Genomic DNA, 24419 nt, shown 5'->3' on the forward strand with positions numbered 1-24419 from the left:
TCAAGCGCGCCACCACAACAGACTTTCGAACTCCTAGAACTTGAGTACCAGCTTTGCGACAGTGAAGTAGATAAACAAGCCAAGCGCATCAATTAAGGTGGTGATAAGCGGACTACTGACCACGGCTGGGTCCAGGCGGATCTTGGTCATCACGATGGGAAGCAAGCTTCCGAGCAAGTTGGAAATGAAGATGATGCAGACCATGGAGAGGCCCACGACCACGCCCACTTGCGGGCCGCCTTTCCAGAATTCGCCCCACACGAAAAGAATGATCCCTAAGGTCGCTCCCAAAAGAAGCCCCACGAGCAGCTCTTTGCGCACCACCTGAAACCACCGTTTCGGCGTCAGCTCCCCGAGCGCCAACGCACGGATGATGAGTGTAGCCGACTGGGAACCGGTGTTGCCACCGCTGTCGATCAGCACGGGGATGAAAAAGGCCAGTGCCACGATCTTGGCCAGCGTCTCCTCGTAAAGGGCAATCACGCTCGAGGAAAGGAACCCAGCCACCGCCAACAGCGAAAGCCAGCCCACTCGCTTACGATAAAGGCTCCAGAAAGAAGCCGCCTCGTAGGTGGACTCCAACGGCGTGATGCTTGCCCCCTTGTGCACGTCCTCGGTGACCTCCTCCTGCAACACATCGAGCACATCGTCGACCGTCACGATGCCTAAGAGGACGTTTTCCTTGTCCACCACGGGGAGCGCGCTCAAGTCGTAGTGCTGGATCAACCGGATAGCCTCCTCCTGGTCCGCATTGGCCTCAATGGCCACATACTTGTGGTCCATGATGGACTCGACCTTCTCCTGCGGGTCGGCAAGGATGACGCGACGGATGGGGAGGTCATCGACAAGGTGGTCATCGTCGTCCACGACGTAGATGACGTTGATGGTTTCGGCGTCCTTGCCGTGGCGGCGGATGTGTGCAATCGCCTGCTCGATCGTCCAATGCGAGCAGATAGCCACATAGTCCGGCGTCATCAGTCGGCCAACGCTCTCTTCCGGGTATCCCAGTAGCTGCAGCGCCTCCCGCCTCTCCTCCGGCGAGAGCAAGTTAATGAGCTGCTGCGTGACCTTCCCCGGCAGTTCCTCAAAGAGCTCGGTCCGGTCATCCGGAGGGACTTCCTCCAGGAGAGCCTTCACCTGCTCATTGGTGAGCCTCTGGAGAAGTTGGTGTTGCTTGTCAGGTTCGAAATAGGCAAAGACCTCGGCTGCCTGCTGCCGAGGCAGCAAACGGAACAGGAGAATTCGATCCGCCTCGTGGAGGCTTTCCAAAAGGTCGGCAATATCCGGTGTGGGCCAGTCGACGATGGCCTGTTTGAGCGTCCGCCAGTCTTTGGCGTCTATGAGCTCCTTAATCTCCGGCAACAGCAGTTCTTTCAGCATAGGCCACCTCGTATGGCATCCTGGGTGCATCTGCCGGCGTAGGCATCCGGCCATCCGCTCTGCGTGCGGGGGCACATTTCTTCCCCTTGGCTCCGGCTGCGCGTCACCCCCACGTCGAAGGACTTTGAGAGCTCGGAACTGAGAAGAAGCCACGAAGGTCACGGCTCTCCTCCTGGGCAACATCGCTTTGCTGCGGCGTGAAGACCGGCCAGGGGCTCGCTGCTGACAGCAGAGACGATGAAAAGGAATGAGCTGCCCCAGGAAGTCTCCGCAATCAGCTTTCTCAAATATAAAACATTTCCCCATACATGCAAGGGGTAAATGGCATGTGCACTGACCATCCGCAGACGAAAACGCGCCTGAGCCGTCTTGTAGCCACTTCGCCCTCCTGCGCTCTTTCTGTCCAGGTAGACTGGGCCCTCTTGCAGACCGTGCCGGCCTCAGATTGCCGTGCCCGACTCCGGAGGCACCGATAGTCAATAGTCTGCGTCGTTCTCGAGGTTATGGAGAAGCGCGGTGGGAACGCCAGGGAAACCCGCTACAACAACCGGCCCTCACGGCTGTGGCCACGCGCTCGGGAATCTCCCGTCCAGCAAGCTGGAACACAGGGGCCCCCTATCCCTCTCGGGGCTCAACTACCAGATTCTTATGCCGAAAAACCTGGCAATAAACTTGAGTGAGACATAGAGAAAGTAGAAGCCAAAGATCAACTTCAAGGTCGTGGGCCTGAACCTCTTAATAGTGGCGGCGCCGATTTGGGCTCCGACTACCGTTCCTGCGGCGAGAATTAGCCCTGCACCCAACGCCACAGACCCCTGCGCCAGCTTAATGCCCCCGCCCACTACTGTCAGTGGGATCATCGTCGCCAGCGATGTGCCCATGGTGATATATACCGGTGCGCCGAACAAATAGATGAATCCCGGACCCAGGGCATAACCGCCGCCCAACCCAACCACACCGGTCAGGACACCCACAAGCACGCCCATGATTGCCCAGCCCCAAGTGGGCCCGGGGATTCTGTCGCCCGTTGCCTGCGGCTTCCTGGCCTGCAGCAGTCCTTCCCAGATCATGCGGACGGCCGGCCAGACAAATGCTAGCCCCAGAATCAATCCCAACAAGGCAACGTGCGTCGTGAGCAATTCAAACAGATAGGAACCGATGATGACACCAGCGATACCGGAAATGCCAACCCAGACTCTGGCTCTCACATCGAGATTCTTCCGAATGAGATGGCCATAACCCCCGGATATGGCCGTGAAAACCAGCGCAAAAAGCGTGGTGCCAACGGCAATGGGTGCTGGATACCCTAACCAAAAATGAATGGCTGGCAGCATGACGCTACAGCCGCCGGTGCCGATCAAACCACCCACTAAACCTGCCAACATACCGATGACGATGAGCCATATAGAATGGCTGATGGTCATTGCGGTAGATTCGTACCCCTCATGACATTCGCAGATATCGACCAAACCAAAATAATCACAATGATGAGTTTCAGCGCCAGAACCGGGCCGTAGGTTTTCCATAAATTGGTTGTTTCTTTCATGCCCTCCTCCTTGAAATAACTGATGGTCTATTTTGTTTTTTCATTTCTCCGTCATTATTTTGTGACTCTGAAAAGTATGTTTTAGAAATAGAAATTCATTTCTAAAAAATACCAACTGGCCTGAGGACTTTTTCCAGTATGTTGGACAAACTTGCCCGGCACAAAACAAAGATGAACCGACCAGCAGTTCCAGATATTTTGACACTTCTATTCTGGCAGTCACATCGATCTCCTGTCCCAGCTCGCGCCCCGAAGCGCCACTCTTGTCCCGACGGACCGCTTTGCCCGGAAAATACCAGGCGTCACTGGCTTGGTCTAATGCAAAATAATGATACTCGCCTTTTAAACCCGACCGACTTAGCTGGCGTCAGTTTAAGATCGAGCCGGTACTCCCGCAAGTTCTGCCAGAAGAACATATTCATCCAGCCGTAGAGATCGGTACCGGCGCCGCCGAACACGCCATCGAAAGTTCCATGAATCCCATCAGTGGGATTCCGATCTCCTGATCCAATAATGCCCTGAACTTTCAGCAGCGTCTGCCAGCGGATTTGCCACTGATAGGCGAGCGAACCGACCGAGCCGTAAGCCTGAATATCATCGGCACCCCACTTTCCTAACTGCGCAACCGCGGTGACGCCATATTCCCACGCTTGCCATTTGCCGTTGAGCCAGAAGCCAATGCTGTGAGAAGTGAGGTTTCCGGTTCCTTTTTCGCCCGATGTCATGCCACGATCATCCTGTTTGAAAACATAAAAGACGTCCAGCAGAAAGGGCAGATGGCTGAATGAATTGTAGCTGGCGAAAGCCGTTGGACCTTCCGCCCATCTATTGGGCCATCGATCGGGATCGTGCAGGATAAATCGCCCGGCAATCCAGTGGCTTTCGAGCCAATGATTGGTCAACTTGATGATGGCAGCATCCCAGGTATAACATCCCGTATTCCCCCAATCGTCGGGACCAAAGACCCGGCGATCACGGAACGAAATGGCCTGCCGACCGATTTTGAGCTGCAACGGTTTCATAGGCTGACATTCAAAATATGCCTGATTGATGTCCAGCGGATCGTGAATGAAAAGGATTGTTGCCGGCGGCAAAATCCTGATCCGAGAACGATAATCCGAAGGCGCGCGCATCCTGCAATTGAAGATGCAACCTCGCTTGCTGACTGAATCGAACATCCGTTTCCAGACGCAGGCGGCAGAGTAGAAAATCTTCGGTTTCACCCGTACCGAAATTTTTGACATGAAATTCGTCCTGCCATTCTCCTCGAATACGATAGGTGCCGCTCACAGCCAGGCTGGCCCTACCAATGTTCCAGCTAAGCCAGTTGATTTCCTTAGCGTTTGCCATTGACTGGTCAAAACCAATCGCCAGGATAGCCGACACGACATAAAAAATAATGCTTCGCATAATTTTCATCACTCATTCAATCCCCAATATTGTCAAATTATATCTGATTCATTCAGCACTGTTTAAGGCAACGGCTTTAGCAAATCCCAGATCATCTTCAGCGCAATGAAATAAAGAATGATGCCGATGGCGGTTTTCACCTGTTGACGACTCAATTTTTTTCTCATCAAATAGGCACCCAATAGCGCTCCGGAAACCGATCCCACCGCGCACAGTGATAACAGCCAGATATGAATATTTCCGGTGGTGGCATGGCCTAAAAATCCTGCCAGCGATGAAAAGATCACGATAAAGGCGGTGGTCGCCGACGCCTTTTTGGGATTGAATCCCAGCCAAACCAGCACGGGAACGATAAAGTTGCCGCCGCCCACGCCTAAAAGCCCGCCCAGGTATCCGGCAAACGAGCCGACGCCCACACCATAACCTACCAGTTTTTTGGTATCGACCTCGACCTGTTTTTCCTTCGCCTTGTAGAAAAGCATCATCGAACCGGCGAACAGCAAGAAGCCCACAAATAGCCACAGCAACACTTCGCGGGGTAAATGTTCAGCCGTCCGTGCGCCCAGCGGCGAGAGTATTGTTGCCACAACTAAAATAGGCAGCGCGGTCTTGAACACGATCAGCCGATCGCGGGCAAAACTGATCGAGGCAAAGATCATGGCAATGGAATTCAATAACAGCGCGGTGGACATAGCGGTCAATAAGGGGATGCCCAACGCTAAAAAGATAGGGATCAAAATAAATGCCGCACCCACGCCTGCGATGGTTAAGACGGTGGTAAAAAGAAAGGTCACAAAAGCAGCGATAGCATAGGTTCCCATTTATTGTCGTTTCATTTGCCATTTCGAAAGCCTGAAGCAATCACCGGCTAAAGTCGAGGTAGCGGATTGCGACAGGCTTTCATTTGTCCCTGTTATTTGCCATACCCAGAACAGGGAATACAGACTGGCTGTCCGTCTTTGGTGCGCAAATAGCGCTCAAAAACGTACTCCCCGCACAGGCTGCATTTGGCTTTGTTGAACGAGCCCTTGGGCGGAGTAAACTTGAAATCCGGTTTGGACTCCACCTTGAACATATCATCATCCGACTGGTTGTACAGCCACTCAATGACCTCTTCGGTGACATTCGACGGAATGAGCGATGGTTCCACGCCGCGTTTGCGGTAGGCAAAGAACTCGAATTTGCCCATGGCATCGACAAAGTCCGCTTTAAGTGAATAGCGCACCGCACCCTTTTTAGGATGATAGAAGGTGGCAGCCAGCTTACCCCAGTAGGTCTTCTCCATGAGTACTTTGCCATACGTAGCACTAGTGGCGGCTTGAATGCCGTCCATCATACAGGTCTGCGGATGGCCTTCGCCCAACTCGGGAAAGACAAAGAATCCATGATCTTTCTCCGGCTCAATGCCCAGATGCTTTAAAGCCAGTTTTCCCATGCGATAGCCAATGGGCATAAACGGACAACGATGGCCGTGAAACTCGAACGCCCAGTCGGGAGGATAGTTCTTTTTTGAGTTCATCTTTCATCTCCTTTCATTAGAAACAATTCACGAGTGCCAGCCGTCCCACCAGCAGGGACATAATCAAGATTTCCTCTTGTCACGTCAATCCGTTCAGTCTTACGGGATGTCACCGTGTTGCTGTCTTCAGCTTCTGATACAGACTGCCCAACCTGTTCTGGAAAATCTGCCGGATGGTCTCTTCATCGTTTTTCAGCGGGTGGACGGGAATCAAATCCAGCACCTCTTCGGCAGGCAGATCTGATCGGGATAGCAACTCCATCGCACCAGTGATCATGGCAGTCAGAGCCGGCCGTAAATGGGTCTTTGGTATGCCAAAGTCCGACCCCAGCCGCTCAAGTTCCAGCCACTGGAACCAGAAATAGGTTGGACCCATGCCGGTGATGATGGCGTAGGCTTCCAGATGCTCTTCGGGCACCTCGGGCGACTCGCCCCAATGTCGGAACAGGCTAACGAGGGACGAACGGTCACCCGTCGTGAGGGCATCTGAATAAACGACCGGATTGTAACCCCTGCCGATCACGGAGGGTGCATTGGGGATCATGCGCACGATGCGGTTGAAACCGTTGAGCATCCCAGATAGATGGTGGAGCCTGATCGTCGGAATCAACGAGATGAGAATCGCATCTTTTTTCAGCTCGGATTTGATCTGACCGCACACCTCAGCCGCGATTGGCGGATGCACGGCCAGAAACACCCAATTGGCCGCCTCCGCTACGGCCCGATTTGTGTCGGCTTTGACCAGGCCATCGCCAACGATAGTCGATAGTCTTTCGAGATTCTTCGCTTCCGGATCATAGACCACGACTTGCTTTGGCAGGCCATCGGCTCGCCGCAGAGCCTCCAGCAGCAGCCGGGTCACCCGTCCACCGCCAATGAAACCAACAATTGTCTCCATTCTCATACGCTTCTCCTCGTTTTAGCTTTCATGTTCAGTCAACTGTTATCGCCGTGAGCAGCAGCTTCCGCCGGTAGGCACGACCTCCCCGCTCTTGTGCACGAAGATGAGGCTACCGAAAATCTCACCCACCTTCTCGCTGCCGCATTTCGAGCACTTTAGCTCCAAGCCTTTTTCCTTCTGACTGATCGAGGTAAAGATCTCAAACTGATGCCCACAATCGAGACATTTGAATTCATAGGTTGGCATATCATATCCTCCATGTTTCTATACTAAAATTAAAACATACGGAGTTTCAGAATATTAGGAAATCCAAGGCTATAAACATTGTACCCCTATGGCAATGCTCGCTTAAGTTAACGCCAAAGCGCTCCCTCAGCACGCCTTTCGCCTGGTTCAATCCCAGCCGGCCACATAGCTTGTTTTTGCCTCCTCACGAGGCTTCGCTGGAGCCGAGCACTTGTCCCACAGCAGCGATGATAGCATCCACCACCCGGTTGACTTCATCACTGGTGAACGCCAGACTGCTGAAGGGCCCTTGCTTGGTCAGATTCGCCACTACCCCCTCTTTGCTCCAGAGCGGCGATGTCAATGTAATCGTTCTGTGTGATCCACGAGCCGGCCTGCCAGGTATGCGTGGACGGCCTCGTCAATGTTCGAGATGTCAGTCACCAGCGGGCGGATGCCGGCCTGGCGCATGCTCTCATAGGCCCCGGCCCCCATGCCCCGAGCCAGGAGCACCTCGCAGTCACCAATGGCCGCTGCCATACGGGTATGGCGATCTTGCGCCGCAGGGGCAAAGCCGTGGCCGCCCGGGTCGGTCCCATGGGCCCTTTCCGTATGTGGCTTGCTGGCAAATTGGGCATGACCCATCTTGTCGCGTATCTCCCGGCCCACGATCTGGCCCTTCTCCACGGTAACAACCACGTAGAACGGCGCACGGCCAAAGTGCTGGCTGATGGTCACACCATCTTCAGAGACAGCTGCGACCTTCATTCTGTTCTCCTTCATTTTCTTTCTCCTTTGGAACAGGCTGGACACAGGCCTTACCCTCAGCGCTGTTCTTTAACGGCACTGGGGATTGCCTTGTTTGCCAGAGGTCATTATCCGAGCGCCTCCTTGGCGATTTTCTCGGAAATGCGTTGCACATCTTCCATGTCAAAGTCGAGGGTGGGTACTTTCTCCACCCCTTCTTTGGCAATCACCGTCTCATAAGTGTAGGGGATGTTCAGCCTCTCCAGTACCTTGCTGGCGCAACGATTGGCACAGCCATTGATGACGATGAGCTTCCTGGCCCGCCTGGCAACATCCACATGGGCCTTGGACTCCGCGGCAACGGCCGTGATGCAGCACATACGAGCCGCTTCCTTCGAGTTAGTCAACTCAACGGCTACTGCGTGTCCTACCTGCCCCACACTGGCTGCTCCGTCACAGGCCAGAATGATGTCCAGGTTCTCGGCTTCTTTGGCACAGAGAGGTAGCAACCTGATAGGTGCTTCCTTGGTCTCTGTTTTTGTCATTTTAGACCTCCTTGCCTTTTTCTTTTAGGCACCTATTGAAAAGACAAGTGCCCCTGCTTCAAATCACAAAACTTCTAGCCCCCAATCAGGTGGTTTCTTCGATCTTCTCCAGTCCAGGTGGTGAGCGTGTAATCCGATATCTGCCGAAACCCGAGATCGAAAGGCGTTGGATACGCCGCGGCCTCTCCAGTTTCTTTCATTCCCGCCAGAATCTCGTCATATGGGCCATAGGGGGAGGCTCCCGTCACTTCATCTTCCTGTGCCGATGCTGTTTTCGGTCTCCGAAGCAGGGCGGACCCAGAGCCGTATCTTGAGAGACATATTCCTGGGCAATGCCCTCTGTACAGAGGCCCTATTCGCCGCCAGTGAAAAATTCAAGCCTTCCCCCGCCCCGATCCAGGTATCCTTGAACAGTCCTCAGGGTGTTTTCGCCTCTCAGCAAGCGTTCTATACCTCTCTTGCATGGTCTCACCTCACTCGATCGGTTTGCCCAGGACGCGAGGAAAACCAGTTCTTGGATCATTCCCTCTTTGTCCCAACAGAAACATCCTGGGTACCGGTTGCCGCCTTCTCATTCAGAAGACCACCCCCTGCTTGGACGATCAACTTTTCCGGCAACTTTCTTATCACCTATCTTAGTTCGTGCATTGTGGAAAAGCTGACGGCATTTGCTGGTGAAATCTGGGCACAGGCACTGCAGCCCACCAGACAATCATGAGGCGGGCCGTTTTGTTCTTCCCATTCAAGCACGTCGTTCTTACAGAATTCCAGACACTCCTGATCCCCAACGCACCTTTCCGTATCAATAGTGGGATACTCGGCTACTTTCTCACGAGGAATTTGCGGAAGTGACCCTATTACCCTCTAGTCTCAAGACACTCAGGTTGGTCGAACCAAATGAGCTCGTGTAGGTCATAGCTCTCTTAGGCTTTTGGAACAGTGAACTTGGCTCTTGCTCCCGTACCTTCTCCACCGCCTCCTCGAGGTTAGCCATGGCCTCGTCGGTGGCCATATTGCGCAGGTCCAGATGCACCACCTGGCGGTCCAGATCAATCTCATTTTTCGAGAAGGACTCGCGGAACACTTTCTTTTACGTCCTGGGGTCACCGGCGCCAGTGGTGTAGGTTCCACCCTCTTCCAGCAGCTCGTCGAAGAAGCGCTCCCCATCATCGACGCACAATTGCGCATGGATGACAGCGCACGCCACATCCAGCTCGTGCCGGATATAGTGCAGCAGGCCCCAGAAGTCTACTTTTGCAAATCCCGGGCACTAGCCCGTACCGTTGCACATCACGAATGCTGGTTTGCCTTTCATCTCGGACCTCCAATTGGTTAGTCGCCCACCTTAGGGGGTAGGCTCTCTGTCACTCCCCGAAAGTGGACAAGAACAGGAAGTGAAGAGGTAACACGGAGAGGGAACCATAAGTGTCCGCGCCGTTTGCCGAGGCCGATCGTTTCGTTGTCACTTTGTCACAGGGGGGCTTGCCCTGAACCCCGTCTTTGCTGGCAAGACCTATAACCAGCTTCTCGGTCACCGGTTGCACGTTCACTGCTTCTTGATCCGCTCCATCTCCTTTTCAACTTCGGCCAGTTCTTTTTCCAAATCCTCCTTGTACGACTTGAGCCACTCCAACCGTTCCTCTTTGCTGGGCCGAAACCAGCCCCAGGGCCCGCAGCAACATCCAGTGATTGGGTAAGGGCCATGGACGCGAGGCCCATAATGCCTACACAAGTTGACCACCTCCTCCTGCTGTAATGACGCTCGCCAAAGCCCCCCGCAGGTCGGCCGCGAACCGGCCCTTCGCAAGTCTATCCACGTCCCCCACCGCCTGCTCCAGTTCCTCATCGAACGCTATCGTGCCCAGAAACGGCACGTGGAGGGCTTCTATGGACCCCTGCGCGGCTGGCAGCGCATCAGTCTTCATATTTTCCACGACACCGATGATGGGGCTGCCCAGTTCTATCAGCATCTTCACGAGTTTCTTTACCGTTTCCAACGCGACCTTCGAGGGTGTGGTTATGATCAAGAACTCTACCCCTTTCATGAACCGAATGATATCGAGCGTGGGGTCGCCGATGCCGGGCGGCATATCGATGATCAGGAAATCCAACGGGCCCCACCGGGTAATGGTGAGTAGTTCTATGATGAGATTCGAAATATCCTCACCCCGCATGGGTGAGGGGTTGTCCCCGGCGTAATAGATGATGGACATGAACCTGATACCGTGCACAAGCGGAGGAACAATCCCCTTATCCTCCATGGGGGCAACGCCACTTATCCCTAAGATCACGTGGGAGGATGGCCCGCAGATGTCCAGGTCCAAAAGGCCCACACGATGGCCGGCCCGGGCGAGCATAAGGGCGAAAGTGGCTGCAACGGAGCTCTTGCCGATCCCGCCCTTCCCACCAGCCACCGCAATGACCCTCTTGACGTCCTTCAGCCTCTCTTCGATGATGCCGAGTCTCGGGTCCATAGCACGCTACCTCTCCCCGGTGATCGATTCAAGCCACACGCCGCGCCCTTTTGTGACTTCAAAGTCCGGGCTGTGGCAGCTTGGGCATCTCACGTACACGTGGGCGGTTTCCGGCAAGAAGTGAATAGATTCCGATTCTCCCTCATCCAACTCCTGGAGCGACTGCTTGAAAGGCCACTCAGCGGCGCACACCCGGCACTTGAGCATCGCCGGTTCGTGCTCAAAGACAAACTTGGCCCGTTTCAGCAAGGCGGTTTGCGGACGGACGATCTCCTTCAACGCGAACTCGAAGATTTCCATGTCCGTCTGCTGCAGTTCCCCGATTTTGACCCTGATCTCGGTGATCTCCCTCAGCCCTTCTCTCTGAGCAACCTTGATGGCGGTTGCCACAACCCCTTCTGCCAAAGCCCATTCATGCATGTTTTACTCCTCACTACGGCGAGCTTCTGGGAGCGTTTGCACGCCGGCCCTGCTCAAACCGACGCCCCACGCCAGAAGACAAATCCCTCTCTCGGCGCACAGTAGCACGACTATCTGGTCCCCTTGCTGAGTTCTGCTCGTGGGCTAGCGGACCCGTGCCCAAACTGGGCGTCCTTGCGGTGGCACGGTGCAACCCCAAGAGGTCGTTGGCCAACACGAGACACCCGCAACGGCGCCACACGGCCACGCGCCCCGGCCTTCCCTCGTCGGATCGATCGGTAGGGCCCTAGGAGCTTCGCCCCCGCCGTCCGGCGCTGCGTTCCTCCCAGGGACTGGTTGTGCCAACGCCCTGGCTTAGCGGAGGATAACCAGCCCTCGAGCCGTCCGCCCAGCCGCTGTGCCTCCTGCGACAGATGGTCCCCACCGGACACCCACGACGAAGCACGTTTGACCCCAGAAGAGTACGCGCGTCCTGTATCATTTCCACCGATGAAGACCCCGGGGGTATCCATACCAGATCCACCCCCGGGCCGCGGTCTCCTCCGCTGCCCTTTCCGAATTGCGGGGGCCGCCGGGCAGATCGCCACCTCAGGCCTTTCAGGCAAATCGCCCAGCGAAGCAAGACATGGCCGGCCGTCGATGAGCTGGTGCTTGGGATTAATCGAGTACAGCGCGTAGCCAAATTGGATAAGAGTGTGACAGAGCTCGCAGCTGCACTAATGGATGTCCTGCCAGGCAGTCATTAGGGGATAGACCTTTTTCACCTCCGAAACTTCTTCTGCGGTGGTCATGGCCATCCTTTTCCATCTCACTGCGCCTTTCCACGGACACTGGTGGGCCCTCCCTACACCGTGATTTGGAGTTCTCCCGCGACCTCGAAGTTCGGGCAAGGCCTCCCCAGTTTCACAAGGTTCCGTCCTGCCGCGAGCTGTCCTTCGCACTCCCACGGTCCCTCTGCGGCGATATACGCCACTACCGCAACAAGCCTTGCACAACGACTTCCACCGCCTCGCTTTCCGTCAGCCCCCGGGCCATCAGGGTCTCCACCTGTTTTTTGTCCACGCTCCCGATGGCGGCTTCGTGGGTTAGTTTCGCCGTCTCGTCTACCACCCGCAGCATGGGTACCGCACTGGCGCGCGCTCCTGTACTTTGAATGATCTCCACGCAGTCCACATGCCCCCGCGAGAAGGGCGCGTTGCCCACAATCTCACCTACCACCTCGCTCTCCGCGCGGTCAGCCACAACGATGCGGCTTTTGGCCAAGCCCCGGGCATGCGCTCCGTCCAAGTAAATGGACTCCTTCACACGGATGCGGTCGTCACCCTTGCCATAGACCTTCGCATAGAGCTCACAAAGGCCATAGTCAGCGAGTCGTACCTCGTAGTCGATGTGCAACTGCCCAACGGCCCCCTGAGCCAGCCTAAATTCACTACGGAACTCTCCCCGCTCCTTCACATTCACGCGCATGAGGGGCAGGACCACCACCCCGCCTTGGGTGCCGTGATAGTGCGTCTCGTTGTAGGTCATGGAAGCGCCTTTCCCCACCTGCACCGTGCCCTGCATGATGTGTCTGACCCTCTCGGCATTGGGAAAGGAGCAGTGGGCGAGAAAAGTCGCCTTTGCCCGGTCTTCCATCACAAACTCGGCCACGATCTCCTGCACCCCCTCCTTAGGGAGGACCCCGAAGCAGAGGTGCACGGGATGTTCAATCACCGTGCCTTGCGCAACGGTGATTTGAGCCCGAACGCCGGTTGTCGTCTCTTCACCTTCGATGGTCAGTCCGGAAATCTCGTTCTTGCCCAGGATCTTGTTCAGGCTCACGACCAGACTGGCGATTCGGGCGTCTTTCAGTGCCTCAAGCTGGCCTCCGCTTTGCTCATATGCCTCGGCCAAAAGCTCAAATTCCCTGCGGCGGTCACGCATAGCGGTACACTTCTCGGTCTGGTTCGTTCACATGCGGGCACTCCCGACAGTGGTTGCGAAAGAATCGGGCCACCTCCTCGGGCAGGCCAGTTTTGAGAATGGTGCCTCCGCACAACGATGATGCGCGGTCCGCCATCCTCGCCACGTCTTCGTGATGGGTGATGAGGAGTACGGAGCTGCCCTGGCGCACAAAGGCACGAATGTCCTCGACAATGTAGTCGATGGAGAGAGCATCAATCCCTGAATCGGGTTCATCCAGGATCACCAGCTTGGGCTGCATAGCCAGTACCGAAGCCAACTCAATTCTCTTGCGCTCACCACCGCTTAGCGTATTGTCCACTATGCGCCGCAAGTAGCGTTCTGGTCTCAGGCCTACCATGCGTAGACACTCCTCCGGCGGCAGTGCCCTCTGCGCATTGCGGCTGCTTATTCGCAAATACTCCTCCACGCTCAGGCCCTCAAAGCGTGCTGGCTCCTGCCAGGCCAGCGTAATGCCTAGCCGCGCCCGCTCCTGTACCGGCATAGCCGTGATGTCCTGGCCCTCAAAGACGATTCGCCCGGACTGCGGTTGGTAGCCGCTCAGTCCCATGATGGTGTAAGCCAGCGTGGATTTGCCGGTACCGTTCATTCCCAGGATGCTGTGCACCTCCCCACGCCGTACCTCCAGATTCAGATCGCGCAGGATACGCTCTCCGTTGCGACTGAGATTCAGGTCGGAAATGCGCAACGACTCCCTTGGGTCACCGACCGCACGCATTCTCTCCTGCCTCCTTGGGCACCGGGGCCGCGTGAACCCAGCACTGGCCCCGGTGGTTCTTCACGCTTCCCCCTCCGGGTGGCCTCACCAGAGGCAACTAGTCCCCACAAAAAGAGTGAGGTTTGCTCGCTTCTCGAGTGCCGGACGCGAACCCGAAACACAAGACCCCCTTCCTGGTTCTGCCATCCTGGCTCGCGCCCGATTACCGCTCCTGCTTCTCGGCGTACTTCAGGCGCAGCTCGCGCAACTTCTGCACCAGTTCCTCCTTGCTCGGGAAAGAAATGGCCCCAGAGGGGCAATCCTTGGCGCAGGCATCGCAGCCCACCACACAGTTGTAGGGACTCACTACCTCCACCGCCTGTTCACCCTGTGCAAACACCCCATTCGCGCAGAAACCCAGACAGTTACCGCACGAGGTGCACAACTCTGCATCCACCGTCGGATACCAAGGGATCTCCTCCCGGGGGATGTTCATGTACCTCTGGCTCACTTCTCCTCCTCTAGGGCCTTTGTCAATTCTGCCAACACCTGCTCGGTCGTCTTGAAAGAAATGCTGATGGGATGCCAGTTTTCGTCCATCGGCACTCCTGCCCTTTGGAAGCCATCCCGCAGCAGCTTTCTCTGCTTCTCCTCCTTACAGGCCAGGGTGATGTACTTCACACCCGGCTTGAGCAGATCCTCCATGAGGTTCTCACCATTCGCCTCGCAGATGCGCGGGTGGAGCACTACATAGTCCTGAGGCAATTCCAGCCTGATGCGCTCAGTGAGTTCACCAAAGCTGATGTCCTTCATGCTCGGGCAGGCAAAGCTACACGTGCAGATCAACACCGCCTTCTTCATACCTTACCTCCTCTTTCTCCCGTCCGTGGGCTCTATTCACCCCTTGCGACCGGCTGCCACTGCGCACACGCCAGCGCCCGGGGAGAGCGGCCCTTTTCATGCCTTTCTTTACCTTCTCCCTATCTTACGGTACCAAAGAGCAAACCTGTGAGTGCGGCCATCACCACAACCAAGAGAATGAATGCCAACGTCCTTTTGGTTCCCATGATGCTATGGATGACTAACATGCTTGGTAGCGAGAGGGCCGGGCCCGCCAGGAGCAGTGCTAGGGCCGGGCCCTGTCCCATCCCACTGCCGATGAGTCCCTGGAGTATAGGGACCTCGGTGAGGGTAGCAAAATACATGAAGGCACCCACCACCGAAGCAAAAAAATTCGCCCCTAGGGAGTTGCCACCCACCAAGCTTGCTACCCAGCGCGAGGGAATCAGGCCCTCGTGGCCTGGGCGACCAAGAAGCGCTCCGGCAACAAGGACCCCGAAGAAGAGCAACGGCAAAATCTGCTTGGCATAGCCCCAGGTGGCGACGAACCACTCTCCTGCCTCTCCCCGGTCCCTGCTGGCAGTGATCGACAGCCCGAGGACGCCCACACCGAAGGGGACGATGGGGTGCTGGCCAAACACGATGCTTGCCAAAACGGTGGCCGCGGCCGCCACGGCAACTTTGCGCCAGGCAACGTCAAACCATGCCACCAGTACCGCTCCTAAGGCCGTCGCAGCAAAGCCGGTGATCCACCACTTCACCTCATAAACGGCAGCCCAGAATCCACCCGCCTGCGTGGGCTTCCCCCAGTTGGCAAAGACCAGAATGACCACCATGCTGGCGAAGAATACAGCCGTCCGCCAGAGCGGGCGCCGGGGTTCCGAAGTGGGAAGAAGCATCTGTGCTTCCTGCTTTGCTGTCTCCTCCTTACGGAACAGGAGGTGCATGAGCAGGCCGATCACGACGCTAAAGAGGACCGCACCAAAGGCCCTTGCTATTCCCAGCGGGAGCCCCAGAATGCGTGCCGTCAGCACAATGGCGAGCACGTTGATGGCTGGACCGGAGTAAAGAAAGGTCGTGGCAGGACCAAGTCCTGCGCCCATGCGATAGATGCCCGCAAACAGGGGCAAGACCGTGCAGGAACAGACTGCCAAGATGCTCCCGGAGACAGAGGCCACGCCGTAGGCCAGCACTCGGTTTGCCTTCGGCCCCAGGTAGCGCATCACCGATTCTTTGCTCACGAAGACAGCTATGGCGCCGGCAATGAAGAAGGCCGGAATAAGACACATGAGCACGTGTTCCCGCGCATACCACCGCACCAGATGCAGAGCCTCAGTCACGGCGCCATCAAATCGAGGAGTCCCGACAGGCAGGTAAAAACACAAGAGGAACACCGCGACTATCCCCAGTAACGCTCGCCACTCCTTCTTCCAGTCCATCTTTTTCACTCTCTCCTTGGCAACTCACACAGTGGCTTGTCTTCTGAGCTCATGTTCAGCTGCTCCCCTCCTTCCACCAGACCCACAGTGCAGCGGCAAGCATCACCGAGTCCTCGAGCACCCGCATCACGCTTACTCTGCTTGCCTCGCTGCCAATGGCGAAGCAGCCGCAGCTGATATCCAGCCCACGCACCAGGGCCGAGACGAGCCCAGCTATGAAGAGCACCAACATTGCCGCAATGAGCATCGCGCTCCCTTGCACCCATCGTCGCAGAATGAGCCCGAGGCCACAGAGTAGCTCCAACCAAGGCAGGATGATGGCCGTGAGCCCTGCAGCAAAGAATGGCAGCAGGCGATAGTTATCGACGTCGCGGAGAAAGCCTGCCGGGTCGGCGATCTTCCCCACCGCGGCATAGACGAAAACTGCCCCGAGTGCGATGCGGACCAGGTGGTACCAAAGCTCCCGCTTCATCCTCACCGTGCTCCAGAACTGTGGTCGCGGGTAACTGCTCTTCCGGCAGCCATCCACCCGCGGATGCCGTCGTGATAAATCGCCACACTGCGGGCGCCGCCAGCCAGCAACTCCTCGGCAAGGCGCTCGGCCGCATCGCAGCGGGGGTCATCACAATAGACGAGCACCAGAGGAGCCCGGCTTATCTGCGCGAGCTCATCCTGTCGTTCAGGTAGCTCATCTACAGGCAGATTCACTGCCCCAGGTATGCGTCCCGCCATGTAGCTTTTAGCTGACCGCGCATCCACCAGCACTGCACCGGGCACCAGGCGCAGGGAATCCAGCTGGTCGAGGGTCACATACCGCAATCCTGCGAAACCGGCGGGAGGCTTGGCGGCACCACCCGGAGCGGCGATGGTAATCTCAGCCAGGCCGACATCCTCGCCCTGCGCGGCCGACATCGGACTTGGGCGTCTCAGCACAGTCTTGACTCCTTTCGGCCACAGTGCATTCCACAAGAAGCCGAGCACCGCGGCAGTCACGAGCAACACAACGGCCTGAACTCTGCATCGTGGCGAAAAAAGGCCCCTTCTCACCTCGCCTCCTTTTGCCCGTCTGTGGACTCTGCTCGGAGAGGTCACCTTGGCCTTACTGTGCCTCAGCCAGGTTGGCAACGCGCTGTAGGCGCGAGCGCACGATTTCCGCAGCGGTCGCCCGCAAGACCGCCGCGCGCGGCTCCGCAATGCGGTAGTAAGACCGCGTACCGACCCGATGGAGCTCAATCAGGCCCTCCTGGGCCATCACCTTGAGGTGGCGTGAGAGGTTGGACTGCTCAATCCTCAGCGCCGCTTGCAACTCGCAGACGCACTTCTCCCCCTTTTGCAAGTACTCAAGAATTATGAGTCGATTGGGATGCGCCAGCGATGCAAGCAGCCGCGCCTCTAATTCGTACATGGTTTGCACCTCGAGCCCCTCCAGTTCATGCATTCATGATTCAGGACTCATAAATATACCACAAACCGGACCCAGCGTCAAGCGGTTTCTGGTGGAGAAACGCTTTTCTGTGGAAATACCTTGCCGCCGAATATGAACGCTCCTCTGCCCGCAGTAACATCTTTGCTAGGAATCCCCCACCTCGCCTTGGTCCAAGCCGCGCCATGGACAACTGCGGCCAACCTGTTCTTTGCGGCTCTATCGGCCGCACGCTTGGTGCGGGCGGAGGCGACGCTATCGGTAGTTTGGAGGCTAACCTTCATGCGAGCAGGCTTTTTGCTTGATTTTTCGCCAAAAAACATTAAATTTAAGGCATGATTCCGTACCCTCGTTTTTTTTCATAGGAGACCTGCAGAGAAAACATCGATGTCGCAAGTCTACGACCTCATTCGCCGTCGCCGCACGATTCGACGATTTCGCCAGGAGGCATTGCCTTTTGCAGCGTTGGAACGCATCGTGGACGCTGCGCGACTTGCCCCGAGTGGCGCCAACCTGCAGCCATGCGAGTTCGTTGTGGTGGACGACCCTGAGCTGGTGGAATTTCTTTTCTCGTGCACCAAGTGGGCGGGCTACCTTCCTCCCGATCAAGGCCCACCGCCACTCGGACAACGTCCCGCCGCATACGTGGTGGTTCTCCTCAACCGGGAACGCCGCGCCCAGGGGGGCGAGCACGACGCGGGCGCAGCCATCATGAGCATGATCCTCACTGCGCTGGAAATGGGCATCGGCGCCTGTTGGATTGGTTCGGTGGACCGACCAAAGGTGCAGCAGGCGCTGAGCATCCCGCCGCATTGCGAGATCGACTCGGTCCTGGCGCTCGGCTACCCAGCCGAAAGTCCGCAGATGGAGCCACTCCGAGATTCCGTCAAGTATTGGCGCGACGAAAACGGAGTGTTGCATGTGCCTAAACGACTGCTCAAAGACGTCATGCACCACAACAGGTACTGATGAGATCTCGCTCGCAAAAAAATCAATTCTTCGGCCAGCTCAACGAGGGCTGAAGAGTTCCGCGTTGGCTTGGGAGAAGGAAAACGAGGAAAAGCATTGTCGCGGGAGGATGTGCGCAGAGGGGTGACTTCTGACCTCCGTTCTTGATGAGGAGAAAGGACCGTGGTTGCACGCGACCGTATTGTCACGTATTTGAACGACCTGTTACAGCCGCAACTGTTCGAGGATTACGGCCCTCAGGGTTTACAAGTAGAGGGTAAGGCGCACGTACGCAAGATTGTCACTGGCGTATCGGCCTCATTGGAACTGTTTGAGCAGGCTCACATTCGTGGCGCCGACATGGTGATCGTGCACCATGGACTGTTCTGGGACAGGGAAAGCAGGGTGGCCACCGGTGCGTTGAAGAAACGTCTGACGGCACTCTTGACTAACGATATCTCGTTGGTTGCCTACCACCTCCCATTGGACGCTCACCCCACATTCGGCAACAATGCCGTGGCAGCGCGGGCCCTCGGTATTCTGGACCCGCAGCGTTTCGCCACAGTCGGCTGGTGGGGTAGGCTCTCCGAGCCACTGCTCGCGCGTGTACTATTCAACAAAATTCAGATTCTCTATGACAAGACGCCGCTCATCTTTGACTATGGTCCTGACTCTGTAGAGACAGTGGGTATCGTCTCGGGAGCAGGCGCTCATCGCCTTCAGGAAGCAGTGGCCTTGGGTCTGGACTGCTTCGTGACAGGAGAGGCTTCAGAGGCCTCCATGCACCTGGCGAAAGAGAGCGGCCTCCACTTCGTTGCAGCTGGGCATTACGCCACTGAACGCCTGGGCATCAAGGTTTTGGGAGAACAACTGGCCCAAGAGTTCGGCATTGAGGTAGAGTTTCTTGACCTTCCGAACCCAGTGTGAGAGGGAGTAACCAATTGAGCTCAGAAGTGCTGCTCCGGCGCGGACAAGCCGCTCTGCTGGTGATTGACGTGCAGGAACGGCTCGCCGCAGTGATGGAGGAGCGCCACACCGTTGTCCAGGCCATCGCCACGCTGATCAAAGGGTGCCAGCAACTAGGGGTGCCGGTGCTCTATGCGGAGCAGTATCCCAAGGGGCTTGGGCCCACCGTTTTGGAACTCCGCGAGCTGCTCCTACCTGCCGAGCCACTAACCAAGCTCTATTTCAGCTGCTGCAAAGGAACGGACTTGCTCAGCCGGCTGAACGAACGCCAGGTGACGCAGGTAGTGGTGGTAGGCATGGAAGCGCACATATGCGTGCTCCAAACCGCGCTGGATCTTCTGGCCGAAGGGTTTGCGGTGCATGTGGTCAGCGAAGGGGTCACCTCGCGCAAGCTGTTGGACAAACAGGTGGCCTTGGCGCGACTGCATGCCCGCGGGGCGCAAGTTACTACGGTGGAAGCGGTCTTGTTCGAGCTGGTGGAGCGCTCGGACGCGGCGGAGTTCCGTGCCATTCGTAGCCTCATCCGGTAGAGGAAAGATTTGGTCGTCTCTGTCAACGAAACAATCCCGCAAAACCCATGATACGTAGACACGAAGCACCTCTGGAAGTGAAGGCGTTCATCGAAGGGATGAAGCGTTCCTTCGGGGGCATTTTGGCGCCGCGCCGAGACGTGTACATTGTGCGTGCCCCGGCCAGGCTGGAGCTGATGGGGGGACTTGCCGCCCGTTTCGGCGCGGTGGTGCTGCAGACCACACTCTCCGACGCCACCGTAGTGGGCGTACAGCGCCGCACCGACCGCCGGGTTCTGGTGCGAAGCCTGGGCCTGGAAAAAGATGGGTTTTGCTCAACCGTGGAGTTTGATTTGGATCGGGCCCTGCAAGCACCGGAAAAGTCGGGCCCCGCCTCCAGGCTCTTTGCCAAAGAACCACAGGCGGAGTGGGCGGCGAGTGTGGCAGCGGTGTTTCAAGAATTGGTTGCCTACAGGAAAGGACCAGATCTGGACACTGGCGTGAACATCGGTATCCAGAGCTCCATCCCAATGCGCACCGGACTCGGTGCTTCCACGGCCCTGGTGTGCGCCACTGCCATTGGCCTCATTCGCCTGTTCGGCATCGAAATGCCCGCGTCCGAGATTCCGGTCCTTTGCCATCGCGCAGAAACGCGTCTCTGGGGCACACGCGCCAGTATCGCCGACACCTTGACGGTCTGCCTCTGTGGTGCACATGAAGTCCTGGCCATCCGGTGCCAACCAGGCGAGATCATCAAGCGCGTACAGCTTCCACAGAATGTGCGCTTCGTGGGTCTGAATACCTTGGTGCAGGGCCCACCCGATCAGCATTACCTTCAGGCCCAAATCGCTGCCTCCATGGGCGCGAAGATCATGCTCAGGCACGCGCGCAAGTCATCACGCGGGCGCGACGACTACGAAGGCTATCTCTGTAACATCCCCATAAGTGAGTTTGGCGCCTATAGGCGGCTCCTTCCCGCCAGGCTTACGGGTCGGGAGTTCAAGGCACTCCATGGCTCTTTGCGCGACTACGGAGTCTCAGTGGACCCTGCAACCGCCTACCGCGTGCGCAGCTGCACCGAGCACCTGCTGATGGAGCATCGCCGGACAGAACAGGTGCTTACCCTCCTGGCAGATGCCGAGGGCGAACTTGAAGAGGCCATGGCCCACGTGGGCAGGCTTATGTACGATTCACATGAGAGTACGCGCCGCGATTGCACCCTCGTCAACCGAGAGGCAGACACGATCGTGAACCTTGTCAAGGAGCATGGAGTAGACCACGGACTCTACGGCGCACGAGCCTCTGGGCGACAACAGGGGGGCGTGGTCGCCGTTGCCGCTAACACGCACACTGACGACGTCCTGCGAAACATTCTTGCCCAGTACCAGGACGCCACCGGGAGGGAAGGCCGCCTGCATGCAGGATCAGTGCCCGGCGCTCTCTTGAGTAACGTAACCGTGGCCCAGTTCTCATGAGGCTCTCGGCGCCCCCACATTCACAGAGAACAGGTCCGAGGATGGCCGCTTCTTCCCCCGATAACTACCCGCGCCCGGTCTCCCGTGCTGTGCTCACGGTCTGCATCCCGAGAACAGCGACTCGGATTCGCCACTCCTCCCCTTGTATCGAGGACGTGCTCCCTCAGGCACACATCGAAAGGGCCCCTGGACGGGTGTCAGGCCGAGGGAGAAGAGCATGACGTCGGATACCTTCTTCAAAGCTGGCTTCTTCGCCATGTTCACGCTGCTGACCCTGATGCGACTCTACTACAAGGCGCGGGCTGGACTGCTGAGACAGCCCCCTTCCCTGCGGGCCGAGGGTCCTGTTCTGCTGGCCATCCGCGTTCTGTTTGGCCTCCCTTTGCTGGCTGCTATCGGCTTGTACGGACTCGACCTACACGTCGGTTCCTGGATGACTGTCCCCGTTCCGATATCGCTGCGCGCCCTTGGTCTTGTCTTGGGCTTGGTGGCCCTGATAGTGCTCCGAGCAGTACACCACGCCTTGGGCGATAACTTCACCACTTCGGTCCTACCTAAGGACAGGCACTTGCTTGTTCAGACCGGTCCCTATCGATGGGTGCGACATCCGATGTACAGCTCCTATTTAGCCCTCTTCGTTGCTGCATTCCTCGTCTCGAAGAACCTTGTCATCGGCCTTGCTGGGACCGTCATCATCCTTTCTCTCATGACCATCCGTTTGCGGCGCGAAGAGGCTTTGCTCATCGAGCGGTTTGGAGAACGATACCGCGCCTATATGAGGCGAACGCGCAAGTTTTTTCCCTCGCTCAACCCGCGATGGTACGCCCGGCGTCCTCTGGCTGTGGGTGACCGGCCCACACTCGCGCAAGAGCGTTGCGGGGAAAAACAGCTGCTGGCACAAGAGACAGGTCCTTTCCGGCCGAATGAATGAGAGCCGCTGCACTATGGTACCGGGCGCCTTCGAGCTCATTAGTAAAGCCCAGGACAATTGTGGGGCTCACGGAAGCCATCCTGTCCTCGCCTCCACCGGCTCGCGCAAGTCGGTTGGGCCAGGTCGATGGGCCCCAGCAGCCGGATGGGCGCCTCACTTGGCACGAGATTGGGTCGAGGTTCTGGGTGGGGTCTACACCGTGGCGCAACTACCGGGCGAGAAAGTGTCCCCAAGCAGGAGGCCAGCCGTCAAGACCCGTGCAGAATTTTGCGCAGAGAAGCAGGGGTCCTTCCTGTGCAGTTCGGCAGGCAGCTGTAACCAGCCACGTTCCTTTAAGTTCTTGGCCACTGGCTGCTTGGCCCCATTGGTCGCGCGTGGGCCCCTGGTACAAACTGCTCTTCCTGGCGAGGGCTTCTGGCTAGCTCTCCCTCAGTCCATGGACCCCTCGCCATCAGCCTTGGGGGCACTGGGGTTCAGGGCTCGGTCGTCGGCTGTGAATCTGGCGGAATCCAAGTGCGCGTGCCTTTGCTTTTCTGCTTCGGCATGGGGTCACCTCTGGGCACAGGGTGACAACTCTTCTTGGCGATGACCATTAGGGATGAGGTGAAGACCATCGCCTCTTTCGGGAAGGATGCGCAGAACGAACGATAGGTAGGCCCAGTGGGGTTCATTTCCTCATAGCCATATTCATGGCCCAGTCGGGACAGAGGACTGAGGACGTCCTGTTGAACAGCGGCGTTGGGCCGAGTATAGAAAAGGTTTTTGAGGTGTGCAAGACGCCTCACAATGATGAGTCTGCGGGCCCGGTCAGACCTGCCCCTGAGGTTGGTTCCGAGCAAACCGAGAGCCTGGGAGAATAGGATGGATCAGAAAACAACCACATTCAGCACTGTGCACACGGTGCTCTGGCGAGCCGACGGTCGAACGGTTGTCATCGGAGCCGACATGCCCGTGGTTGTCATTGGAGAAAAAATTAACCCTACCGGCAAGAAGGCATTCGCTGACGAACTTCGTCGCGGTGACCTTTCCCGGGTGCGCACGTGGGCACGGGAGCAGACAGAGGCGGGCGCGGGGGTGATTGAAGTGAACGTGGGAACTGATGGCATCAATGAGGCGGAGCTGCTCCCTGCTGCAGTGGAGGCAGCCATGGAAAGTACCGACCTGCCCCTCTCTATCGACACAGCAAACCCAAAGGCCATGGAAGCGGCGCTGACGGTGTACAAAGGCAAGGCTTTGCTAAACTCGACCACCGGCGAATCTCACCGATTGGAGGCCATCCTGCCTGTTGCGGTAGCACACAAGGCAGCGATAGTGGGCCTGTGCTACGACGAGAAGGGCATCAGCGCCGAGCCGCATACACGGCTGCAGGTGGCGGAGAAAATCGTGAACAAAGCCGCTGCGGCGGGACTCTCCATTGAGGACGTGGTTCTGGACCCTTTGGCGTTCCCTGTGAGTACGGACCACTGCGCTGCGTTGGTAACGTTGGAGACGGCGCGTCTCATCCGTGCGCACATAGGCACGAATCTGACTCTCGGTGTCAGCAACACGTCATTTGGACTCCCCGATCGCCCGGCGCTGAATGTCACCATGCTGGTACTGGCAATCGCCGCGGGGGTTACCTGCCCCATCGTCGATCCCACGCGCCCGGAGATCATGCGGGCTGTGAAAGCATGCGACCTCCTCACCGGGCGCGACGAAATGGCGATGCGTTGGATCCAACACTTTCGCGCCACCGGAAGCAAACAGAGGGACACGGGGTAGGGAGCGCACTGCACCGGCTCCGCACGGAGAGCAGGCCCGCCCTAGGGGTCCAGAAAGTAGGTGGAGGAGGACCCTTGGGGATGATCTCAGGGTGTGCGTCGCGGTTGAGGCACCGCTTCTTCCCCTCGCTTCGACCGCGCTCTGACCTAGAGAAGGCCTCGGCACAACGCCCTTGAGTTACCCTGAGGGAACCTTTGGGCGCACTCAGGTGTATTGCCAGGCCTGCTCTCATGCGCTTCTCAGCGGTGAGCGAGCTGATGAGGGGTAGAAAGAGCTCCAACCACGCAGTCTGGATTGCGAC

Annotated in this window: 30 protein-coding genes; 7 read left to right on the top strand and 23 right to left on the bottom strand. The window is 57.4% G+C overall.

From position 1 onward, the window contains the following. Positions 1-33 precede the first annotated feature (33 nt). The 12 genes from mgtE to ONB25_05225 all read right to left on the bottom strand — a co-directional run bounded on the left by mgtE (position 34) and on the right by ONB25_05225 (position 8273). Positions 34-1380: a magnesium transporter gene (gene mgtE, locus ONB25_05170; protein ID MDZ7392283.1), complete on the bottom strand. Its 1347-nt coding sequence runs from the start codon at positions 1378-1380 to the stop codon at positions 34-36. Between the two features lie 635 nt (positions 1381-2015). Beyond that, positions 2016-2804, bottom strand: coding sequence for a sulfite exporter TauE/SafE family protein (locus ONB25_05175; GenBank protein MDZ7392284.1), 789 nt, complete (start codon positions 2802-2804; stop codon positions 2016-2018). Next, complete coding sequence (locus ONB25_05180) at positions 2801-2926, bottom strand: hypothetical protein (protein MDZ7392285.1); 126 nt, start codon at positions 2924-2926, stop codon at positions 2801-2803. Before ONB25_05180 ends, ONB25_05175 begins: the two co-directional genes overlap by 4 nt. Positions 2927-3228: 302 nt before the next feature. Then, positions 3229-3948 (bottom strand): alginate export family protein, encoded by a 720-nt coding sequence (locus ONB25_05185; protein MDZ7392286.1) that lies wholly within the window; start codon positions 3946-3948, stop codon positions 3229-3231. 10 nt (positions 3949-3958) lie between these two features. Continuing rightward, positions 3959-4336, bottom strand: a complete 378-nt coding sequence (locus ONB25_05190) for a hypothetical protein (GenBank protein MDZ7392287.1) — start codon at positions 4334-4336, stop codon at positions 3959-3961. A gap of 62 nt (positions 4337-4398) precedes the next feature. Further along, positions 4399-5157, bottom strand: a complete 759-nt coding sequence (locus ONB25_05195; protein MDZ7392288.1) for a sulfite exporter TauE/SafE family protein — start codon at positions 5155-5157, stop codon at positions 4399-4401. Between the two features lie 92 nt (positions 5158-5249). After that, complete coding sequence (locus tag ONB25_05200; protein ID MDZ7392289.1) at positions 5250-5855, bottom strand: FmdE family protein; 606 nt, start codon at positions 5853-5855, stop codon at positions 5250-5252. Between the two features lie 109 nt (positions 5856-5964). Further along, entirely contained in the window at positions 5965-6759 is a 795-nt protein-coding gene (locus tag ONB25_05205) for an NAD(P)-binding domain-containing protein (protein ID MDZ7392290.1), read from the bottom strand. A 39-nt stretch (positions 6760-6798) separates the two neighbouring features. After that, positions 6799-7002 carry a zinc ribbon domain-containing protein gene (locus tag ONB25_05210; protein ID MDZ7392291.1) on the bottom strand — a complete coding sequence of 68 codons (204 nt, stop codon included), beginning with the start codon at positions 7000-7002 and terminating at the stop codon, positions 6799-6801. 184 nt (positions 7003-7186) lie between these two features. Further along, positions 7187-7312: a hypothetical protein gene (locus ONB25_05215; protein ID MDZ7392292.1), complete on the bottom strand. Its 126-nt coding sequence runs from the start codon at positions 7310-7312 to the stop codon at positions 7187-7189. Between the two features lie 29 nt (positions 7313-7341). Further along, positions 7342-7764 (bottom strand): NifB/NifX family molybdenum-iron cluster-binding protein, encoded by a 423-nt coding sequence (locus ONB25_05220; protein MDZ7392293.1) that lies wholly within the window; start codon positions 7762-7764, stop codon positions 7342-7344. 92 nt (positions 7765-7856) lie between these two features. Continuing rightward, complete coding sequence (locus ONB25_05225) at positions 7857-8273, bottom strand: putative zinc-binding protein (protein ID MDZ7392294.1); 417 nt, start codon at positions 8271-8273, stop codon at positions 7857-7859. A 1027-nt stretch (positions 8274-9300) separates the two neighbouring features. Here ONB25_05225 and ONB25_05230 point away from each other — a divergent pair. After that, the gene (locus tag ONB25_05230; protein MDZ7392295.1) at positions 9301-9609 is read left to right on the top strand and encodes a hypothetical protein; all 309 of its coding nucleotides are present in this window, start codon (positions 9301-9303) and stop codon (positions 9607-9609) included. A gap of 210 nt (positions 9610-9819) precedes the next feature. On the opposite strand, the gene ONB25_05235 is transcribed toward ONB25_05230, so the two are convergent. The 11 genes from ONB25_05235 to ONB25_05285 form a co-directional block, all read right to left on the bottom strand. Continuing rightward, positions 9820-10005, bottom strand: coding sequence for a hypothetical protein (locus ONB25_05235; GenBank protein MDZ7392296.1), 186 nt, complete (start codon positions 10003-10005; stop codon positions 9820-9822). Further along, a complete protein-coding gene (locus tag ONB25_05240; protein MDZ7392297.1) occupies positions 9998-10747 on the bottom strand; it encodes a P-loop NTPase in 750 nt (249 codons plus the stop codon). Before ONB25_05240 ends, ONB25_05235 begins: the two co-directional genes overlap by 8 nt. Positions 10748-10753: 6 nt before the next feature. Then, positions 10754-11167, bottom strand: a complete 414-nt coding sequence (gene hypA / locus ONB25_05245; protein MDZ7392298.1) for a hydrogenase nickel incorporation protein HypA — start codon at positions 11165-11167, stop codon at positions 10754-10756. Between the two features lie 972 nt (positions 11168-12139). Continuing rightward, on the bottom strand, positions 12140-13090 hold the full coding sequence (locus ONB25_05250; protein MDZ7392299.1) for a SufD family Fe-S cluster assembly protein: 951 nt from the start codon (positions 13088-13090) through the stop codon (positions 12140-12142). Beyond that, a complete protein-coding gene (locus ONB25_05255; protein MDZ7392300.1) occupies positions 13083-13847 on the bottom strand; it encodes an ABC transporter ATP-binding protein in 765 nt (254 codons plus the stop codon). Before ONB25_05255 ends, ONB25_05250 begins: the two co-directional genes overlap by 8 nt. Before the next feature lie 202 nt (positions 13848-14049). Further along, on the bottom strand, positions 14050-14337 hold the full coding sequence (locus tag ONB25_05260; protein MDZ7392301.1) for a ferredoxin family protein: 288 nt from the start codon (positions 14335-14337) through the stop codon (positions 14050-14052). After that, positions 14334-14687 (bottom strand): hypothetical protein, encoded by a 354-nt coding sequence (locus tag ONB25_05265; GenBank protein ID MDZ7392302.1) that lies wholly within the window; start codon positions 14685-14687, stop codon positions 14334-14336. Before ONB25_05265 ends, ONB25_05260 begins: the two co-directional genes overlap by 4 nt. A 119-nt stretch (positions 14688-14806) precedes the next feature. Then, the gene (locus ONB25_05270; protein MDZ7392303.1) at positions 14807-16105 is read right to left on the bottom strand and encodes a permease; all 1299 of its coding nucleotides are present in this window, start codon (positions 16103-16105) and stop codon (positions 14807-14809) included. A 55-nt stretch (positions 16106-16160) separates the two neighbouring features. Continuing rightward, positions 16161-16577: a DoxX family membrane protein gene (locus ONB25_05275; protein ID MDZ7392304.1), complete on the bottom strand. Its 417-nt coding sequence runs from the start codon at positions 16575-16577 to the stop codon at positions 16161-16163. 2 nt (positions 16578-16579) lie between these two features. Then, a complete protein-coding gene (locus ONB25_05280; GenBank protein ID MDZ7392305.1) occupies positions 16580-17038 on the bottom strand; it encodes a rhodanese-like domain-containing protein in 459 nt (152 codons plus the stop codon). A gap of 166 nt (positions 17039-17204) precedes the next feature. Beyond that, positions 17205-17543 (bottom strand): metalloregulator ArsR/SmtB family transcription factor, encoded by a 339-nt coding sequence (locus ONB25_05285; protein ID MDZ7392306.1) that lies wholly within the window; start codon positions 17541-17543, stop codon positions 17205-17207. A 372-nt stretch (positions 17544-17915) separates the two neighbouring features. On the opposite strand from ONB25_05285, the gene ONB25_05290 reads away from it, so the two are divergent. The 6 genes from ONB25_05290 to ONB25_05315 all read left to right on the top strand — a co-directional run bounded on the left by ONB25_05290 (position 17916) and on the right by ONB25_05315 (position 24118). Beyond that, positions 17916-18497, top strand: coding sequence for a nitroreductase family protein (locus ONB25_05290; GenBank protein ID MDZ7392307.1), 582 nt, complete (start codon positions 17916-17918; stop codon positions 18495-18497). Positions 18498-18659: 162 nt separating this feature from the next. Then, positions 18660-19403 (top strand): Nif3-like dinuclear metal center hexameric protein, encoded by a 744-nt coding sequence (locus tag ONB25_05295; GenBank protein MDZ7392308.1) that lies wholly within the window; start codon positions 18660-18662, stop codon positions 19401-19403. A 14-nt stretch (positions 19404-19417) separates the two neighbouring features. Then, positions 19418-19972 carry an isochorismatase family protein gene (locus tag ONB25_05300; GenBank protein MDZ7392309.1) on the top strand — a complete coding sequence of 185 codons (555 nt, stop codon included), beginning with the start codon at positions 19418-19420 and terminating at the stop codon, positions 19970-19972. A 47-nt stretch (positions 19973-20019) separates the two neighbouring features. Continuing rightward, positions 20020-21426, top strand: a complete 1407-nt coding sequence (locus ONB25_05305) for a hypothetical protein (protein ID MDZ7392310.1) — start codon at positions 20020-20022, stop codon at positions 21424-21426. Between the two features lie 217 nt (positions 21427-21643). Further along, positions 21644-22357, top strand: a complete 714-nt coding sequence (locus ONB25_05310; GenBank protein MDZ7392311.1) for an isoprenylcysteine carboxylmethyltransferase family protein — start codon at positions 21644-21646, stop codon at positions 22355-22357. 861 nt (positions 22358-23218) lie between these two features. Beyond that, positions 23219-24118, top strand: a complete 900-nt coding sequence (locus ONB25_05315; GenBank protein ID MDZ7392312.1) for a dihydropteroate synthase — start codon at positions 23219-23221, stop codon at positions 24116-24118. Positions 24119-24419: the final 301 nt, after the last annotated feature.

Source organism: candidate division KSB1 bacterium, assembly GCA_034506335.1.
Classification (GTDB): domain Bacteria; phylum Zhuqueibacterota; class Zhuqueibacteria; order JANLFK01; family Oleimicrobiaceae; genus Oleimicrobium.

Bases quoted from the DNA above. Each gene is read 5' to 3' on its own strand.
- mgtE (MDZ7392283.1), bottom strand. From the start codon at position 1,380: ATGCTGAAAGAACTGCTGTTGCCGGAGATTAAGGAGCTCATAGACGCC.
- ONB25_05175 (MDZ7392284.1), bottom strand. From the start codon at position 2,804: ATGACCATCAGCCATTCTATATGGCTCATCGTCATCGGTATGTTGGCA.
- ONB25_05180 (MDZ7392285.1), bottom strand. From the start codon at position 2,926: ATGAAAGAAACAACCAATTTATGGAAAACCTACGGCCCGGTTCTGGCG.
- ONB25_05185 (MDZ7392286.1), bottom strand. From the start codon at position 3,948: ATGAAACCGTTGCAGCTCAAAATCGGTCGGCAGGCCATTTCGTTCCGT.
- ONB25_05190 (MDZ7392287.1), bottom strand. From the start codon at position 4,336: ATGCGAAGCATTATTTTTTATGTCGTGTCGGCTATCCTGGCGATTGGT.
- ONB25_05195 (MDZ7392288.1), bottom strand. From the start codon at position 5,157: ATGGGAACCTATGCTATCGCTGCTTTTGTGACCTTTCTTTTTACCACC.
- ONB25_05200 (MDZ7392289.1), bottom strand. From the start codon at position 5,855: ATGAACTCAAAAAAGAACTATCCTCCCGACTGGGCGTTCGAGTTTCAC.
- ONB25_05205 (MDZ7392290.1), bottom strand. From the start codon at position 6,759: ATGAGAATGGAGACAATTGTTGGTTTCATTGGCGGTGGACGGGTGACC.
- ONB25_05210 (MDZ7392291.1), bottom strand. From the start codon at position 7,002: ATGCCAACCTATGAATTCAAATGTCTCGATTGTGGGCATCAGTTTGAG.
- ONB25_05220 (MDZ7392293.1), bottom strand. From the start codon at position 7,764: ATGAAGGAGAACAGAATGAAGGTCGCAGCTGTCTCTGAAGATGGTGTG.
- ONB25_05225 (MDZ7392294.1), bottom strand. From the start codon at position 8,273: ATGACAAAAACAGAGACCAAGGAAGCACCTATCAGGTTGCTACCTCTC.
- ONB25_05230 (MDZ7392295.1), top strand. From the start codon at position 9,301: ATGCACCACCTGGCGGTCCAGATCAATCTCATTTTTCGAGAAGGACTC.
- ONB25_05240 (MDZ7392297.1), bottom strand. From the start codon at position 10,747: ATGGACCCGAGACTCGGCATCATCGAAGAGAGGCTGAAGGACGTCAAG.
- hypA (MDZ7392298.1), bottom strand. From the start codon at position 11,167: ATGCATGAATGGGCTTTGGCAGAAGGGGTTGTGGCAACCGCCATCAAG.
- ONB25_05250 (MDZ7392299.1), bottom strand. From the start codon at position 13,090: ATGCGTGACCGCCGCAGGGAATTTGAGCTTTTGGCCGAGGCATATGAG.
- ONB25_05255 (MDZ7392300.1), bottom strand. From the start codon at position 13,847: ATGCGTGCGGTCGGTGACCCAAGGGAGTCGTTGCGCATTTCCGACCTG.
- ONB25_05265 (MDZ7392302.1), bottom strand. From the start codon at position 14,687: ATGAAGAAGGCGGTGTTGATCTGCACGTGTAGCTTTGCCTGCCCGAGC.
- ONB25_05270 (MDZ7392303.1), bottom strand. From the start codon at position 16,105: ATGGACTGGAAGAAGGAGTGGCGAGCGTTACTGGGGATAGTCGCGGTG.
- ONB25_05275 (MDZ7392304.1), bottom strand. From the start codon at position 16,577: ATGAAGCGGGAGCTTTGGTACCACCTGGTCCGCATCGCACTCGGGGCA.
- ONB25_05285 (MDZ7392306.1), bottom strand. From the start codon at position 17,543: ATGCATGAACTGGAGGGGCTCGAGGTGCAAACCATGTACGAATTAGAG.
- ONB25_05290 (MDZ7392307.1), top strand. From the start codon at position 17,916: ATGTCGCAAGTCTACGACCTCATTCGCCGTCGCCGCACGATTCGACGA.
- ONB25_05305 (MDZ7392310.1), top strand. From the start codon at position 20,020: ATGATACGTAGACACGAAGCACCTCTGGAAGTGAAGGCGTTCATCGAA.
- ONB25_05310 (MDZ7392311.1), top strand. From the start codon at position 21,644: ATGACGTCGGATACCTTCTTCAAAGCTGGCTTCTTCGCCATGTTCACG.
- ONB25_05315 (MDZ7392312.1), top strand. From the start codon at position 23,219: ATGGATCAGAAAACAACCACATTCAGCACTGTGCACACGGTGCTCTGG.